At 56.5% G+C, this 16,176-nt stretch carries 15 protein-coding genes and 1 pseudogene; 5 read left to right on the top strand and 11 right to left on the bottom strand.

Annotated elements, in window-relative coordinates:
• Positions 1–507: 507 nt before the first annotated feature.
• From ACZYSM_RS15530 to ACZYSM_RS15515, 4 genes are all read left to right on the top strand, one after another.
• Entirely contained in the window at positions 508–1,191 is a 684-nt protein-coding gene (locus ACZYSM_RS15530) for a TfuA-like protein (RefSeq protein ID WP_489072363.1), read from the top strand.
• Entirely contained in the window at positions 1,191–1,832 is a 642-nt protein-coding gene (locus tag ACZYSM_RS15525; RefSeq protein ID WP_489072362.1) for a hypothetical protein, read from the top strand. The genes ACZYSM_RS15530 and ACZYSM_RS15525 overlap by 1 nt, the downstream gene beginning before the upstream one ends.
• A gap of 178 nt (positions 1,833–2,010) precedes the next feature.
• Entirely contained in the window at positions 2,011–2,526 is a 516-nt protein-coding gene (locus ACZYSM_RS15520; protein WP_489072361.1) for a hypothetical protein, read from the top strand.
• 13 nt (positions 2,527–2,539) lie between these two features.
• Positions 2,540–3,079, top strand: a complete 540-nt coding sequence (locus tag ACZYSM_RS15515) for a GNAT family N-acetyltransferase (RefSeq protein WP_489072360.1) — start codon at positions 2,540–2,542, stop codon at positions 3,077–3,079.
• Between the two features lie 344 nt (positions 3,080–3,423).
• On the opposite strand, the pseudogene ACZYSM_RS15510 reads toward ACZYSM_RS15515, so the two are convergent.
• From ACZYSM_RS15510 to ACZYSM_RS15480, 7 genes and pseudogenes are all read right to left on the bottom strand, one after another.
• Positions 3,424–3,670 (bottom strand): annotated as a pseudogene (locus tag ACZYSM_RS15510) (transposase); the annotation flags it as partial.
• A gap of 475 nt (positions 3,671–4,145) precedes the next feature.
• Positions 4,146–4,646, bottom strand: coding sequence for a methylated-DNA--[protein]-cysteine S-methyltransferase (locus tag ACZYSM_RS15505; RefSeq protein WP_489072359.1), 501 nt, complete (start codon positions 4,644–4,646; stop codon positions 4,146–4,148).
• Between the two features lie 247 nt (positions 4,647–4,893).
• On the bottom strand, positions 4,894–5,730 hold the full coding sequence (locus tag ACZYSM_RS15500; RefSeq protein WP_489072358.1) for an ABC transporter ATP-binding protein: 837 nt from the start codon (positions 5,728–5,730) through the stop codon (positions 4,894–4,896).
• A complete protein-coding gene (locus ACZYSM_RS15495) occupies positions 5,718–6,521 on the bottom strand; it encodes an ABC transporter permease (protein WP_419117702.1) in 804 nt (267 codons plus the stop codon). The genes ACZYSM_RS15500 and ACZYSM_RS15495 overlap by 13 nt, the downstream gene beginning before the upstream one ends.
• A 9-nt stretch (positions 6,522–6,530) precedes the next feature.
• Entirely contained in the window at positions 6,531–7,517 is a 987-nt protein-coding gene (locus tag ACZYSM_RS15490; protein WP_489072357.1) for an ABC transporter substrate-binding protein, read from the bottom strand.
• A 462-nt stretch (positions 7,518–7,979) separates the two neighbouring features.
• The gene (locus ACZYSM_RS15485) at positions 7,980–9,350 is read right to left on the bottom strand and encodes an aspartate aminotransferase family protein (protein ID WP_489072356.1); all 1,371 of its coding nucleotides are present in this window, start codon (positions 9,348–9,350) and stop codon (positions 7,980–7,982) included.
• Between the two features lie 23 nt (positions 9,351–9,373).
• Positions 9,374–10,864, bottom strand: coding sequence for an aldehyde dehydrogenase (locus ACZYSM_RS15480; RefSeq protein WP_489072355.1), 1,491 nt, complete (start codon positions 10,862–10,864; stop codon positions 9,374–9,376).
• Positions 10,865–11,124: 260 nt separating this feature from the next.
• Between ACZYSM_RS15480 and ACZYSM_RS15475 the strand changes: the two genes are divergently transcribed.
• A complete protein-coding gene (locus ACZYSM_RS15475) occupies positions 11,125–12,045 on the top strand; it encodes a LysR substrate-binding domain-containing protein (protein ID WP_489072354.1) in 921 nt (306 codons plus the stop codon).
• Between the two features lie 134 nt (positions 12,046–12,179).
• Here ACZYSM_RS15475 and argE read toward each other — a convergent pair whose 3' ends face one another.
• The 4 genes from argE to ACZYSM_RS15455 form a co-directional block, all read right to left on the bottom strand.
• Positions 12,180–13,343: an acetylornithine deacetylase gene (gene argE, locus ACZYSM_RS15470; RefSeq protein WP_489072353.1), complete on the bottom strand. Its 1,164-nt coding sequence runs from the start codon at positions 13,341–13,343 to the stop codon at positions 12,180–12,182.
• On the bottom strand, positions 13,340–14,017 hold the full coding sequence (locus ACZYSM_RS15465; RefSeq protein ID WP_489072352.1) for a DUF1028 domain-containing protein: 678 nt from the start codon (positions 14,015–14,017) through the stop codon (positions 13,340–13,342). Before ACZYSM_RS15465 ends, argE begins: the two co-directional genes overlap by 4 nt.
• Positions 14,014–14,445, bottom strand: a complete 432-nt coding sequence (locus ACZYSM_RS15460) for a RidA family protein (RefSeq protein ID WP_489072351.1) — start codon at positions 14,443–14,445, stop codon at positions 14,014–14,016. Before ACZYSM_RS15460 ends, ACZYSM_RS15465 begins: the two co-directional genes overlap by 4 nt.
• A 69-nt stretch (positions 14,446–14,514) precedes the next feature.
• Entirely contained in the window at positions 14,515–15,843 is a 1,329-nt protein-coding gene (locus ACZYSM_RS15455; protein WP_489072350.1) for a flavin-containing monooxygenase, read from the bottom strand.
• Positions 15,844–16,176: the final 333 nt, after the last annotated feature.

Raw genomic sequence — 16,176 nt, 5'->3', positions numbered from 1 at the left:
GAGCGATTGCCGCATGCGCAGTCGGTGGCCGACTACGAAGCACTACTGCCATGGAACTGCTCGCCAGAGATGCCACGGTAAACACAAGGCGCATCTACCGGTAGGTGTGCTTTATGGATCGGATACGTTTAAGCGAGCGAGATGCGATTGTATCTGCGTTGATGGGAGCGATACAGGGGTTGATCGTTGGTACGCAGGGAGCCCGCGAGGACCTATCTCGATATGGGACATACTACGCCAGTTCTGCACAGGATATGGAAAGGCAGTTCTTTTTGATTAGAGATATCCTGAGTAGGCTCAACCCCACATCAGATTTTCCAGTGTCGGACTTTGCTGGAGGGCATTGCGCGAAATCGGCGTTCGAGTTGATTAGATGCATAATAGCCAGCCATGGCTTCAAACAGATCCTTAGATGTGAGCTGCCTTCCGCTGTTGCTGATTTTTCCGTCGTCAAGATTCTAGTCCCCGGAATGTTCGACCAACACGTGAACCCTCAAAGGAAAGCATATGTTACTCGTTCCGCGGCGTAAGCCGGTTCTGTTCGGAGGTCCATCCGTTGCTTCATCAATCCAACAGTACCGTAAGCTCTTCGATGTTCGACCACCGGTACAGCGTGACGACCTCTATGAGCTAAGTGAACAACAGCGGCCAGGGTGTGCCCTAATTATTGATGGATTATTCGGTAGCGCGATGGCGATATCACCAATTGAGTGTATCGACCTCATGAAGCGAGGATGGCTGCTGTATGGCGCTTCAAGCATGGGGGCATTACGAGCAGCTGACTGCTGTACTGTGGGGATGATGGGTGTAGGTGACATCTTCAACGGTTTCCATCTTGGATATTTTCACTCTGATTCGGATATGGCTGTTAAGTATGACTCCAAAAATTACTCTGAGATCACTGTTCCGTATGTACAGGTTGATCATGTTGTATCGATCCTGAAGCTTCAGGAGAGGATACCCTATGCCAAGGCTCGGCTAGTGTTGAACGCACTCAAAAAAATGCCATGGCATGATCGGTACCCAACACTTATAGCCGATCATTTGCTTGAGCTTTTCAAAGGCGTCAAGCGAGAGACTCTACTGGAATATTTAACATCTGCTCAATATAGCCTCAAAAGAAAAGATGCGTGCATGGCTACTAATTTAATTGCTCGTTATTACTCAAAAAAAGATATGGATTTGATATAATGGACAAAGCGTGGATAAGAAAGCTCGGATACTTGAATAACTTTGCGAAAGGTAGCGAATCCATCGCTAACCAGATCGCTTATCTGACGATCGGTGTCCTTAGTCCTCTACCTGCTTATGCGGTTTCATTGCGGGTGAGCATCGGGTTCTACCTCGGGGCGTTCTTGGAGATCCCCATGGGAGTTTTAGCGGATGTCGCTGGCCATCGTAAGGCATTAGCCTATGGCTTTGCGGTTATTGCCATTAGCTGCGCCGGGCTTCTGTGGGCCTGTTTGATGGGGCATCTTTCTTATAGTTTATGGGTCCTATCCGTGGCCGCGATCTTGGAAGCGATCGGAACAGCCTTGGTCTCCGGATGTTTTCAAGCATATATACAATGTATCATTGATGATGAAGTGAGTAAGATGTCACTGGAAAGCAGCTCCAGTGACATAAAATTTAAAGCGTTGTCTATGTCTCATGCTTACGGAAACTTTTTCTCGGCTATGGCGCCAACACTAATTATTGGTGGTGCATTTGTATGCCATATAATTTGGGGGGATAAGCTCTCTTGCTTTAGCGATTCCTATTGTCACTTATACTGCGTTATCATTATACTTTTTTTCTTCTCGATTCGGCGGACTTGGGGCACGTCGAGATAAAGTGCTTCCTAATAGAAGTGAAAAATGGCTCTCATACAAGACAAATCTATTGATTTTCTATAGAGGCATTGTTAAAAGCCAGCCTATATACAGGTATAAGTTGATAATTCTGTTTGTGCTAATGGTGTTATCAGTTTTGATGGTCGTTCATGTACATACGTATCTAATGATTTCCCAGTTGCGCGAATTTGATCTGACTCAGGGCAACTATACTCAAGGAATACTGGCGTTTATGGTGTTGGTTTCATTTAATCTTGCACACTATATTAAAGGGTGGGCTGCCTCTCTAATTTCGGAGCAGTCGAAGCCCGGCAATGTTCTCTTCTTCTCGTTGGGCGCCCAGGCGGTCCTTGCGTTGTCCATGTTGTTGGCCTACTATTTGGGTTATTCAATTTTATCCGTACTAATTTTCGTTCTGCTGTTTCGAGCATGCTTTACGCCTGGACAGAGTGTCATACAGTCGATGCTTCTGGAAATGGTTCCAGAGAACCTTCGAGCAACTGTGTATAGCTTAGTTCAGGTTTTCGTTTTGCTGATCTATGCATCGTATTCCGCCTATTTAACATTTAATGGGCAAGGCGTTGAACCACCAGATGCTATATTTTTTCAAATTTTTATCCTGACTTTTCTTAGTGCGTCGCTTGCGGGCGTATTATTTCTTCGCGGCCATGCAGTAAAACTTGGTTATGAATAAACTTGGAGGGTGTATGGAATACTCAGGTGAGGGATTTTTTCTTCGAGCATTAACGAGTGACGATTTTGAGTTGATCAGCCGCTACGAAAAAGTAAATCGCGGCCACCTACAACGCTGGGAGCCCCTAAGAGATGAGCAATATTTCACCTCTGAGAGCGCTAGGGAAAGGGTCCAGCAGCAGTTTGAAAGTATGCAAGCTGGAGGTTCCATTTTTTTTCTCTTACTGGAACCTGAGAGTGGAGAGCTTCTAGGGCGGTGTAACTACACGAACATCGTGAAGGGCGTTTTTCAAGCATGCAACCTCGGCTTCTCATTGGCAGAGTCTGCCCAAGGCAGGGGGGTGATGAAAAAATCACTTCAGATCACCAATAGTTACTGCTTTGAGCAAGTCGGGCTTCATCGGATTATGGCCAATCATTTGCCGAGCAATGTGCGAAGTGAGCGTCTTTTGCAGTCCCTAGGGTTTGAAAAGGAGGGATATGCACGGGCCTATCTGAAAATCGCTGGCGCTTGGGAAGACCATATATTGAGATCGCTGATTAATCCTCGATAAACTTCTCATTGATCGGAGATGGCGCCATCTGCTTTCTGGCCGATTGCAGTCTTTAATGGCATGCAGCAATCGGCCCAGACTGTGTAAAAACGCTTAGCAAAAATTGAGGTCTGCGCTTCTATTATGCGAAATCTAAAACTTATCAGCTGGTTGGCCAGACCTAGATTTTGCATAGAACCGCGATTTGCGGTCCTATTTTGGACGCCCATGCGCTGGAAAACGTTTTTACACACTCTGGGTCGTTCTCTGCCGGTCATGGCCACTGAGCGTACCGGTCCAATCCGTTGCAAATGACTGGTCAGGTCAAATGCAAATGTGGGGTAAGTCTGTGCGATTACCCACCTGATCTCATACAGCGCCTTTCCATCGCCGGGTGGCTCTGCGAGAACCAGTTTTGCGCTAAAAGGTTTCGCAGCACGGTTTCTAGAGGATAGGGCTTGCGACCACCGTCAGCCTTGGGTAATACGGTTCGATCAGCTTCAGTAAACCGCTCCAGGGCACAATGTGATCCATCTCGGCAAGGAACCGTTCGCGGCGACTTCGCTTAAGTTCGCCGACGTATTCGAGGTCGGAAAAGCTCATCTGGCTCATGCCGGGCTCGGGTCAGGTGATAAGGGCATATTTCAGAATATTTGGGGATCTGTTCTGGGTATCCCTAGGGCTCTGACACAACACTTGTGCGGGCACAGTTTTGGCACACTGCGAGAGCAAAACACTGCAGAAGTTCGCTTCAAAACGCACATCATTGCATGAACACAACTATTTGAAATAAAAGGTGTTTTTACATAAACACCTTGTAAATCAACGTGGGCGCCAGTCACGCATCATTGCAGTTGCACTGCAACGGGCCGACGGGGAAGGTTTCGCGGATAAGGGCGGGAGGCTGGGACATCGGGGGCATGCTCGGAAATCAGTGATGGGGGCGATTCTGGCACAAAAGATGAGTTGCCTGATCCAGAGTCTTCGCGGGCAAGCCTCGCTCCTACATGAGATTTGCGTCGGGCCAGAATTGTGGGACCGTCTGATACTCGTAGGAGCGAGGCTTGCCCGCGAAGAGGCTGAACAGTCAAAGTGCGAGCTCAAACCTGTCTTCACCTTCCAATGTAAGCAGAAACTTTTTGGCTCCGAGCCCACCTGCAAATCCCGTGAGAGCACCCGATGCACCGATGACGCGATGGCAAGGCGCGACAATTGAGATCGGGTTTCTTCCATTTGCCGCGCCAACCGCTCGAACTGCCTTTGGGTTACCGATTTGCACCGCGATGTCACTGTAACTACGCGTTTCACCGAACGGGATGGTCAACAGCGCCTCCCACACTTTTCGTTGAAATTCGGTCCCGACGAAGTCGAGTTCAAGCTCGAAACAGCTTCTTTTTCCCGCGAAGTACTCATTCAGTTGCCGTTCTGTCTCGACCAAAACAGGACGATTGTTCTCTTCCTGCATCGGGCCAAGCCGTACTCGATTGGGTTTATCGTTCTCCCACAAAATTGCGCTGAGCCTTGATGCATTGGCGACCAGCGTTAAATTGCCGACGGGTGAGTTCATCATCTTGTATGCGTAGGACATGTGCTGACTCCTTGATCCGCCAGTGGCGTTCGACGTCGCTTGGTGAGGGACGCGTTCACTGTAGATCCGAATTCAAACGCAAAAACTACGTTTCTTGCGTTTGAATTTTTGGTCGAGCAATTCTGGCACAAGAGATCAATTGCCTGACCCAAAGTCTTCGCGGGCAAGCCTCGCTCCTACAGGTTTTGCGCCGATTATGTAGGAGCGAGGCTTGCCCGCGATGGCGACCTAGCAGTCAGTGCAGCCCCTAATGCTCCTCCCCCAACTCATCATGCAACAGCCCGAATATCTCCCGTTTCATCTCGATAAACGAGCGTTCCATCACCATGTCCAGGGTCCTTGGACGCTCGATAGGTACGTCGAGAATTTTCTTGATCCGCCCAGGCCTGGCGCCCATGACATACACACGGTCGCCCAGGAGAATGGCTTCGTCGATGTCGTGGGTGACGAACAGCACGGTTTTCTTGCTGTTGCCCCAGACGCGCAATAGCAGTTGCTGCATTTGCAGGCGGGTCTGGCTGTCGAGGGCGCCGAAGGGTTCGTCCATCAGCAGGATTTGCGGGTCATTGGCCAAGGCTCGGGCGATGGCGACGCGTTGCATCATGCCGCCGGAGAGTTGCTTGGCGAAGTTATCGGCAAACGGCGCCAGACCGACTTCATTGAGGTAATAGTCGACGATTTCCTTGCGCTGGCGGGCGGGCATGTTGCGACGTTTGAGGCCGAACTCGATGTTCTGCCGCACGGTCAGCCAGGGGAACAGCGTGTAGCCCTGAAACACCATGCCGCGATCGGCACCGGGGCCTTGCACTTGTTGGCCGCCGACGTAGATTTCGCCCTCAGTCGGCTCAGCCAGCCCAGCGGTCAGGTAGAGCAAACTCGACTTGCCGCAGCCCGACGGCCCTACCAGCACCGCGAACTGTTGATCCGGCACTTCGAACGACACCTGTTCCAGTGCGGTGAAGGTACTGCCATTGGGGCTTTGGTACCGCAAACTGACCTTGTCCACTTGCAGCCGTGGCGCGGCGTGTACAGGTGTGGCGACCGGGGCGACAAAACGGGGATTCACTGCAGTTACTGAGCCCATGCGGCCACCCTCAGACGTAGGAAGCGGAACAGTTGATCGGTGATCAGGCCCAACAGGCCGATGATCGCGATTGCCAGGAAGATCACATCCACCTGAAAGCCGCGCATGGCTTTCAGACTCAGGTAACCCAGACCACTGGAGGCCGCCACCAACTCGGCGACGACCAGGTAAGTCCAGGCCCAACCCATGGTGACCCGCAGGGTGTCGAGCACGCCCGGCAACGAAGCCGGAGCGATCACATGCAACACTGCATCGCGACGGCTCGAGCCGAGGGTGTAGGAGGCATTGATCAGGTCCTTGGAAATGCCTTTGGACACATCAGCAATCATCACCAGCTGCTGGAAGAACACGCCGAAGATGATCACCGAAACCCGCTGCTCCAGGCCGATGCCAATCCAGAGGATGAACAGCGGCACAAAGGACGTCACCGGCAGGTAGCGAATGAAGTTGACCATCGGCTCGAGGAACGCCTGGACGATCCGGAAGCTGCCCATCAGCAAACCCAACGGCACCGCCACCAGTGACGAGACGATGAAGCCAACCATCACCACTTCCAGGCTGGCCCACACATGCACCCCCAGTGTGCCGTCGCGCGCCAGACGCAGCGCGGCGTCCAGCACCGCTCCCGGGGTCGGCAGAAACATGCCCGGTACTACGCCGCCGTAAGACAGTCCCGCCCATAACCCGATCAACAACACCCAGGCCATGGCGCTGGCACTCAAGATCACTTGCGCCGGCAGACCGGTCTTGGGCGTGACGCAGCGGCTCAACCATGAATTTCGCTTGAACATGCTGACCTCCTAGAGCGGGGTGACGAAACGGTTGTCCACCAGTTCGTCATTGCTGACGTTGTAGGGTTTGCCCTGCAATTCGCTGGCGGTTTCGTTGGCCAGTTTAATCAACGCGGCGCTGTCACCCGATTTGCCCAGCGAGCCGAGAAGCTTCTCGCTCATGGCCTGGTCGTAGAAGCGCACGCCTTTGGCCGCGGCCGCCAGCTCCTTGGGATCGGACAAATATCCGCCGACGCCCTTGGCCATAATTTTGTAAGCCTCTTCGGGATGTTCCTGGGTGTACTTCACTGCTTTGTACAAACCGGCGACCAATGCCTTGACGTCTTCCGGCTGTTTTTCGATAACGTTGCAATTGAGTGCCACCACATCGACGATCACCCCAGGGGTGGAGCTGCTGTCGATCAGCACCTTGCCTTGTTGCTTGTCACGGACCATCGACAGATGGGGTTCCCAGGTCACGGCAGCCGGTACTCGACCAGCGATGAACGCGGTGGCAGCGTCATCAGCGGTCATGTTCTGAACGATCAGGTCGCTCATCTTCATGCCGTTCTTTTTCAGCAGATACGAGAGCCAGAACTGCGACACCGAGCCTTCGTTCACGGCGATGGCTTTACCTTTGAGCTCCTGCAAACTCTTGACGTCCTTGCCCACCAACACTCCGTCGCCACCATGGCTTTCATCCAGCGCCGCTACCGCTTTGAAGCAGAACTGCGGGCGATATTTGAGCACTTCGTCAATGGTCGAGGCCGAGCCGGACAACTGACCCGAAGCCTGAGCGGCCATGTACATCGAGGCCTCTTCGACGACCGGCAGTTCAACCGTCAGGCCGTTCTCCTTGAAGTAGCCCAGATCCTGAGCGAGGTAGAGGGTTCCATAGCCGACCCAGGTGGTGTGGCCGATGGACAGGGTGCCGGCCTGGGCGCTGGTGGCGACCCCGACAGCGATGGCGGTGACCGCCAGGGGATGGGCGAAACGCGTTAGCAAGGACTTGATCATGAAGCACTCCCACAGCTATTGATTTAGTTTTGTCTTGCGGGGCAGTACGGCCAGCGGCCTTGAGCAGGTACAACGAGCGGTCTCTGTCTGGACCTTGAAGTGCTCAGCGTTCGGCTGACTGGCGTGGTCGATGTTGGCCCAAGCCTTGGGATAGGAAAATGAGGAAATATGTCGCCGGGAACGATGAAAAACCTCGGTAGCGCGCACTGCAAAAGGGCGCCGTGGGCGGGGATGCCCGGGGTGGGTGTGGTTTAGGGGAAATGGCTTTGAAGGGCAAGGACTAGCGGGTGTTGTCGGGGAGATATCAACCAAGAGTGGGCTCTCGGTTGAATGGTAGATTGCAATCGCGAGCAAGCCCGCTCCCACATTGAATCTGCGTCAGCCCATGGTAGTGTGATCGGCGCAGAACTAGTGTGGGAGCGGGCTTGCTCGCGATAAGGTCCGCAGGACCTTCCTGCGATATCAGAGGCGGCCGTATTCCTGCGCCGTACGATCCACCGCACGCAAGGTTTTACCGACCAGTTCATCCACTTCTTCACGCGTGGCAATCAACGCCGGCGCCATGATCATCCGGCCCAGGGTCGAACGGATGATCACACCCTCTTCGAAACCCAAGGTCCGGCAGCGCCAGGCGATGTCATTCTCGTTGGCGAAGCGTTTGCGAGTGGTGTTGTCTTCGGCGAACTGCAAGGCTGCGACCATGCCCACGCCTTGAATGTCACCCACCAACGGGTGCTTACCGAACACCTCGCGCAAACACTGTTGCAGATACGGGCCGATGTCGTCCTTGACCCGCGTGACGACACCTTCATCGCGCAACGCCTTGAGGTTGGCAATGGCCACGGCAGCTGCCACCGGGTGGCCGGAATAGGTCAGGCCGTGGGCGAACACCCCGCCCTGCTCCACCAACACTTCGGCCATGCGCCTGGACAAAATCAACCCGCCCATGGGGATGTAACCCGACGTCAGGCCCTTGGCGATGGACAGCGTGTCCGGCTCGAAACCGAAGTACTCATGGGCGAACCATTCACCGGTGCGACCGAAGCCGCCGATCACTTCGTCAGCGCACAGCAGCACGTCGTATTTGCGGCAGATCCGCTGAATTTCCGGCCAGTAGCTTTCCGGCGGGAAGATCATGCCGCCCGCACCCTGGAACGGTTCGGCAACAAACGCTGCGACCTTGTCCGCACCGAGCTCGAGAATCTTGTCCTCCAGTTGCCGCGCCGCCCGCAAACCGAATTCAGCCGGCGTCAGATTGCCTTCGTGGGCGAACCAGTAAGGTTCGTCGATGTGCGCGATATCCGGAATCATCCCGCCCATTTCATGCATGAACTTCATGCCGCCCAGTGCCGTGGCCGCAAGCGTCGAGCCGTGGTAACCGTTCCAGCGACCGATCATGATTTTCTTCTCGGGCTTGCCAAGAATGGTCCAGTAACGCCGCACCGTGCGGATCAGTACTTCGTTGGCTTCGGAGCCTGAGTTGGTGTAGATCGCATGGCTGTAGTGACCCGGCAACAGGCTGAACAGCAGCTCCGAGAGCTCGATCACCTGCGGGTGAGTGGTGTGAAAAAACATGTTGTAGTACGGCAACTGTTCCAGTTGCTGGCTCGCCGCGGCTGCCAAATCCTTGCGCCCGTAACCGAGGTTGGTGCACCACAGGCCGGACATGCCGTCCAGGTAACGCTGGCCGTCGTTGTCCCACACATGCAGGCGGTCGCCACGGACCATCACCCGTGGCCCTTCGTCGTTGAGCGCTTTCTGATCAACAAAGGCATGGATGTGGTGTGCGGCATCGGCGGCCTGGTAGTCGCGGGTTTCACGTGGGGTGGTCATCGCCAGTTCTCCGTTTTTTATTGTCAGCGCAGTTGAAACCAGGTGGTCTTCAACTGGGTGTATTTATCGAATGAGTGCAGCGACAGGTCGCGGCCGAAGCCGGACTGCTTGCCGCCGCCGAACGGCACCGTCACGTCGAGCGCATCGACGCTGTTCACCGAGACCGTACCAGCTCGCAATTGCCGCGCCACGCGGTGAGCGCGATTGAGGTCATCGGTCCACAGCGACGCAGCCAGACCGTAAACGCTGTCGTTGGCCAGTTGCAGGGCATGTGCTTCATCATCGAAGGCCGTGACTGCCAGCACCGGACCGAATACTTCGTCGCGAAACAGCGGCATGTCCGGGCTCACGCCGGTAAAGATCGTCGGCTGGATAAAGTTATGGGAGCCATTGAAGGTCAACTGCTGACCACCACAAACGCGTTGCGCGCCTTGCCGTTCGGCGGCCTGGATAAACGTCATGATCCTCCCGGTCTGACGGCTGTCGACAATAGCACCGGCGGTGCTTGAAGGGTCCAGTGGATCGCCCGGCTGCCAGCGTTCGACCTGAGCCTTGAGGCGCTCGACAAACTCATCATGGATCGAGCGCTCCACCAACAACCGCGAGTTGGCCGAACAGACTTCACCCTGATTGAAGAAGATCCCGAAGGCAGCCTTCTGCGCCGCCAGCTCCAGGTCCTGGCAATCGGCGAACACCAGATTGGCACTCTTGCCGCCGCATTCGAGCCAGATTTGCTTGAGGTTCGATTGCGCCGAGTACTGCATGAAATATTTGCCGACGTCGGTGGAGCCGGTGAACACCAGGCAATCGATGTCCGGGTGCAGACCCAGCGCCTTACCCGCCTGTTCGCCAAGCCCTGGCAACACGTTCAGTACGCCTTGCGGCAAACCGGCTTCCAGCGCCAGCTCACCGAGAAGTAACGCAGAGAATGGCGATTGCTCGGCGGGTTTGAGAATCACCGAATTGCCCGCGGCCAGGGCCGGGGCGAGTTTCCAGGCGGCCATGTCCAGCGGAAAATTCCACGGCACCACCGCCGCGACCACACCGAGGGCTTCGCGGGTGATGGTCGCCAGCACGTTCTGCGCACTTGGCGCGACCTGGTCATACAGCTTGTCGAGGCTTTCGGCGTACCAGCGAAATACGCCGGCCGCGCCCGGCACATCAATGTTGTAGGCGTCCATCACTGGCTTGCCCATGTTCAGCGAGTCGAGCAGCGCCAGTTCTTCGCGGTTGGCCATGATCAAGTCCGCCAGGCGCAGCAGCACCTGTTTGCGCTCACTGGGAGAGCGGGCAGACCAACTGCCGGACTCGAACGCCTGACGAGCACTGATCACTGCCGCATCGACGTCTTCACTGCCGCACGCGGCGACTTGGGCCAGGCACTCGCCGGTAGCCGGGTTGATCGCGGCAAAGGTTTGCCCGGACTGTGCGGCCACTCGTTTACCGTCGATCAGTGCCTGATCACGAAAGCGCAGCGTGGCTGCCTGGCGTTGCCAATATTCAAGCTCGAACACGTTCAGACTCCCTGATGCGGACTAGTGAAGTGGATGGTGGCGCAGGCGTTGATCGAGGAAAAATAGTAAATATATGTTCGCAGGCCATGAAAAAACTGGGCAGCTAAATACCCCAAGCGCACGCCTTGTGGTTATTGTTCGGGTATAAAAAAACGCTCGCCAACCGGACATGGCGGTGCGCAAATTGCTTGGGTTCCGGGCGGAAGATTTTTGCCTTCGAACTCATCCACCCCGCAACGGGGCATAGAACGAGGTTTGCTGTGGCTGCCTACAATCTGCGTCAACTGAAGTACTTCATCACCACCGTCGAATGCGGCAGCGTCGCCGAGGCTTCGCGCAAGCTGTACATCGCGCAGCCGTCGATCTCCACGGCGATCAAGGGACTGGAAGACAGTTTTGGCGTGTTACTGCTGATCCGCCATCACGCTCAGGGTGTTTCGCTGACGCCCAGCGGCGCGCGCTTCTATCGCAAAGCTCAGGAGCTGTTGCGCATGGCCAAGGAGTTCGAACAGAACGCCCTGGCCGACAACGATATTGTGGCCGGGCAAATTGATATCGGCTGCTTTGAAACCGTCGCGCCGTTGTACTTGCCGCAGTTGATTGCAGGCTTTTCCGCGCTCTATCCAGGGGTAGAAATCCGCATCCGCGACGGCGAACAGCAGGAACTGGTGCAAGGCCTGACGTCTGGCACCTTCGACCTGGCGATCCTCTATGAACACGACCTGGACAGCACCATCCAGACCGAACCGCTGATGCCGGCGCAACGACCTTATGCGCTGCTGCCGGCTGACCATCGCTTCGCCCAGCAAGCGCAGGTGTCCCTGCGTGATTTGTGCCTGGAGCCGATGATTCTGCTGGATGTACAGCCGAGCCGGACCTACTTCGTCAGCCTGTTTGAAGAACTCGATCTGACCCCAAGAATTGCCTTCAGCTCACCGTCGATCGAGATGGTTCGCGGCATGGTCGGTCAAGGGTTTGGCTTTTCGATTCTGGTGACCCGGCCGCATTCGGAATGCACCTACGACGGGCAGAAAGTGGTGTGCGTGGATATCGTCGAAGAGGTGACCGGCTCAGGCTTGGTGGCAGCCTGGCTCAAACGCGGACAACTGACCAAACCGGCGCAGCTGTTTGCTGATTATTGTCGGGAGCAACTCACAGCTAAAGCAGAAAGATCTCAGTGATCTCGAGGCCCTCATCGCGAGCAAGCTCGCTCCTACATTAAATCTTCGGCGTGCGCACAATATGTGCTTGAAACAGATCCAGTGTAGGAGCGAGCTTGCTCGCGATGGTCTTCCGGTCGAGGTGCTTCAGCTGCTTAAACCGGCTCGCGCAACCACTGCACCAACCGCTCCAGCATCTGCTCGCAACCCTGCATCTGCTCGACACTGACGAACTCATCAGGCTTATGCCCTTGATCCATGCTGCCAGGCCCGCACACCACCGTGGGAATCCCGGCCTGATCGAACAGCCCACCTTCGGTGCCAAAGGCCACGGTGCCGAATTCGCTGGAGCCACTGAGCCGGGCGATGAGTTCTGCCGCGAAGCCTTCGGGGTCGGTCGCCAACCCCGGATAGCCGCTTAAAGGCTGAAACCGAATCGCCGTCTCGGACCGCACGGCCTGCATCTTCGGCAGCAACTCTTGCTCGGCATAGGCTTGCAACTCGTCCGCGACCTGCTGCGGATTGAAGCTCGGCAAGGCCCGCACTTCAAAGTCGAACTCACACTGCGCCGGTACGATATTCAGCGCCGTACCGCCGCGAATCACCCCGGTTTGCACGGTTGAATACGGCGGATCGAAACGCAGATCGAGGCCTTCGTTCTCGGCCAGCCCGTCGCCAATCTGCCCCAGTTTCCCTATCAACCGCGCTGCGTATTCGATGGCATTCACCCCTTGCGGCGCATAGGCCGAATGACAGGCCGCACCCTGTACGCAACAACGCATCGCCAGTTTGCCCTTGTGCCCAAGTACCGGGCGCAACTCGGTGGGCTCGCCAATGATGCAGGCCAGCGGCTTGGGGTCGCGCTGCGCAAGCTCGGCCAGCAATGAGCGCACGCCGAGGCAGCCGACTTCTTCATCATAGGAAAACGCCAGATGCACCGGAACCTGCAACGGTCGCGCGACAAAATCCGCAACTGCCGCCAGCACGCAGGCCAGATAGCCTTTCATGTCCGCCGTGCCGCGACCGTACAGGCGCCCTTCCCGCTCGCTCAAGGTAAAGGGTTCGACGGTCCACGGCTGACCGTCCACTGGCACCACATCGGTATGCCCGGACAGCACGATGCCGCGTCGATCCGTGGGGCCGATGCTGGCGTAGAGGTTGGCCTTGGTTCGTTCGGCATTGAAGAACATTTCGCTGACCACGCCAAAATCCGCGAGGTAGTCGCGGATAAATTCAATCAGGGCCAGGTTGGACTCACGGCTGACGGTATTGAAGCCGATCAGCCGCTCCAGCAACGCACGACTTTTAAAGGCACTCATTCATCACCCGGCACACCGTAGCTGGGCGCGACGGTCGGGTTCAGCGCGCGGATGACGTAGTCGTCCATTTGCGGGCGATAAGCCTGCCAGAGTTGATCAAGCTGACCAATCGGGTTTTGCTCAGCCCAGTCCACCCGCAGATCGACAATCGGCCAAAGCAGATCACTGACCACCGACAACGCCGCCGAATGCGGCGGTCCAGCCTCACCGCCAGCCGCCATGGCCGCATGCATGGCCGCGAGCAAACGATCGGCCAACAACTCGCCGGCGGTGACTTCGAAGGCATCGACCATCGCCTGAATCACGCCAGGGTTCGCCAGCAGATTACCGGCAGCCACGCACTGTTCGCCCGCCACAGCGTTGTTCACGCCCAACGCCTGGCTGCCGGTAAACAGCGCCGTGGTGCCGTGATGATCGATCACCGCGACCTGGCGGTATTGGCTGAAGCCGTGACGAGTCAAGGCTTTGTCCAGCGCGGCACTGGCGCTTTCCCCGGCGTCGAGCAGGTCAAGAATTTCCGGGCCGAGGGCCGGCAAGGTGATGTTCTGGGTCGCTACCGCGCCGACGCCCGCACGCAACCACGGGCAACGCGCACCAACGGCAATGCTCGACGAGCTGATGGCAATTCCCAGTTGCCCGGTTTCAGCGCAACGACCGACGATGGAAAAGGTCATCTGCTCGCCTCCTGGTCCGGAATCACTGCAATCACGTCGATTTCCATCAGCCATTCAGGCTGCCCGAGGCCGGCCACCACCAGTCCGGTGGAGATCGGAAACACGCCCTTGAGCCATTTGCCGATTTCCCGATAGACCGGTTCGCGAAAACGCGGGTCGGTGATGTAGGTGGTGGTCTTGACGATATGGCTCAGGTCGCTGCCAGCCTCTTCCAGCAACTGCTTGAGGTTTTTCATCGCCTGCTCGGCCTGGGCCCGTGGGTCACCCAGACCGACAAGTTTGCCTTCGAAGTCGGTGCCAACCTGACCGCGTACGTACACCGTATTGCCAGCGACAACGGCCTGGCAAAGGTCATTGTCCAGGGTCTGATTGGGGTAGGTCTCTTTGGTATTGAACATGCGAATGCGGGTATGGGTTGGCTTGGACATCTGAAGCTCCTGGGGGAAGAAAGGCAAAACATGACCAGGCGGTTCAACCGCCGGTGCGGTTCTTGAGCATCAAGCGCTTACGGTTGTTTTATTGACGGCCGGGGCGGCAGGGGCGGTTTCGCAGTCTTCTGCCTGACGTTGCGCGGCATCCCGGTAGGCGAGGTACTTACTCTGCGTGGCGATATGGTCAGCCACATACTTGGCGTCGTGCCAAACGCCCCAGATGAACGAGGAGCCACGACGCGACTGCCACGGCAGGCCCAGGAAATACACGCCAGGCTCGCTCGAAACGCCCCGCTGATGCTGCGGCTTACCGTTGGCGTCGAAGGCGTCGACCTTCAGCCAACTGTAATCAACGGCAAAACCGGTTGCCCAGATGATCGATGTCACGCCGGCCTCGGCCAGGTCGAGCTCAAGAATGGGCTTGGTCACACACTCCGGATCCGCGAAGGTATGGCGGGCTTCAGGTTCTTCCGGCAGGTCCAGACCATTGCGCTCAATGTAAGCGTCAGCCGCATTGAGCAGCGCCAGGTAGTTCTCATCGCCGCGAGCCAGGTTGTCGGCAAGATTCGCCTGGAAGGTCGCCACGGTGCCATTGAACGATTGCGTCAGGCCAACCAGCGTCATCCCGCGATGGGCCAGACCGCGGAAGTCCACCGTACGGCCGCCATGGGCACCGCTGACGGCAATGGTGACGTGTTCCCTGCCTGGCTTCATGGCCGCCGCATCCCATTCACCGAGAACGCCCAGCCACCAGCAAAAGTCACGATTGCGATAGGCGCGGGGCGGGCGATCGTGTGCGCCAACCGAGAGGTAAACCTTCTTGCCGGCACGCTGCAACTCATCGGCAATTTGCACTCCCGACGACCCGGCACCCACGACCAATACAGCCCCTTCGGGAAGCTGCGCTGGATTGCGGTATTCGGCCGAGTGGATCTGTGTGAATTGCTCATCTTTCGGAGCGATCGGCGGGATAACCGGACGCTGGAAAGGTCCGGTGGCGGCCACCACGCGATTGGCCTCGATCACGCCCTCGGAGGTTTCAATGGTGAAGCCCGGCCGGCCAACATTGCGTTCCACCTTCTTCACTTCCACGCCGGTGCGGATGGGTGCATTGAACTTCCTGGCATAGGCTTCGAAATAATCCGCAACCCGCTCTTTCGGGGCAAAGCCGTCGGGACTGAGATCGTCGAACTCAAGACCCGGAAAACGATCGTGCCAGGCCGGACCGTTGGCAACCAGCGAATCCCAGCGTCCGGTGCGCCAGCGTTCGGCGATACGATTACGCTCCAGCACGAGGTGGGACACGCCGAGTTTGCTCAGGTGTTCACTCATGGCCACTCCAGCCTGACCGGCGCCAACAACAAGCGTATCTATTTTTATTTTATCAATGGTCATCTCTACACCCTTCTAAAAAGCAGTTGGATTCAGGTCGGACATGGCTTGTCATCTCTTGGGGCAAGACTAGGGATCACCCCTGTATTGGTAAAATATTATTAAGCTGGTAATTGAAGATAAATAACTGATGCAGAGCTTTGCGGGTTACAGGCGTTGGAGGGGGTTTAGCAATGCCGGTCTGGCGAGCACTTGTGGTGAGGGCGCTTGCCCGCATGCCCGTAGCAGCTGCCGCCAGGCTGCGTTCGGCCGCGCAGCGGTCGTAAAATCAGGCACCGCGTTTTTTCAGGTTAACCGTGGCGGCAGGATTTACGACCGCTGCGCGGCCGAACGCAG

It is taken from the genome of Pseudomonas sp. F220 (genome assembly GCF_057813935.1).
This window is presented reverse-complemented; position numbering and strand designations above follow the sequence as displayed.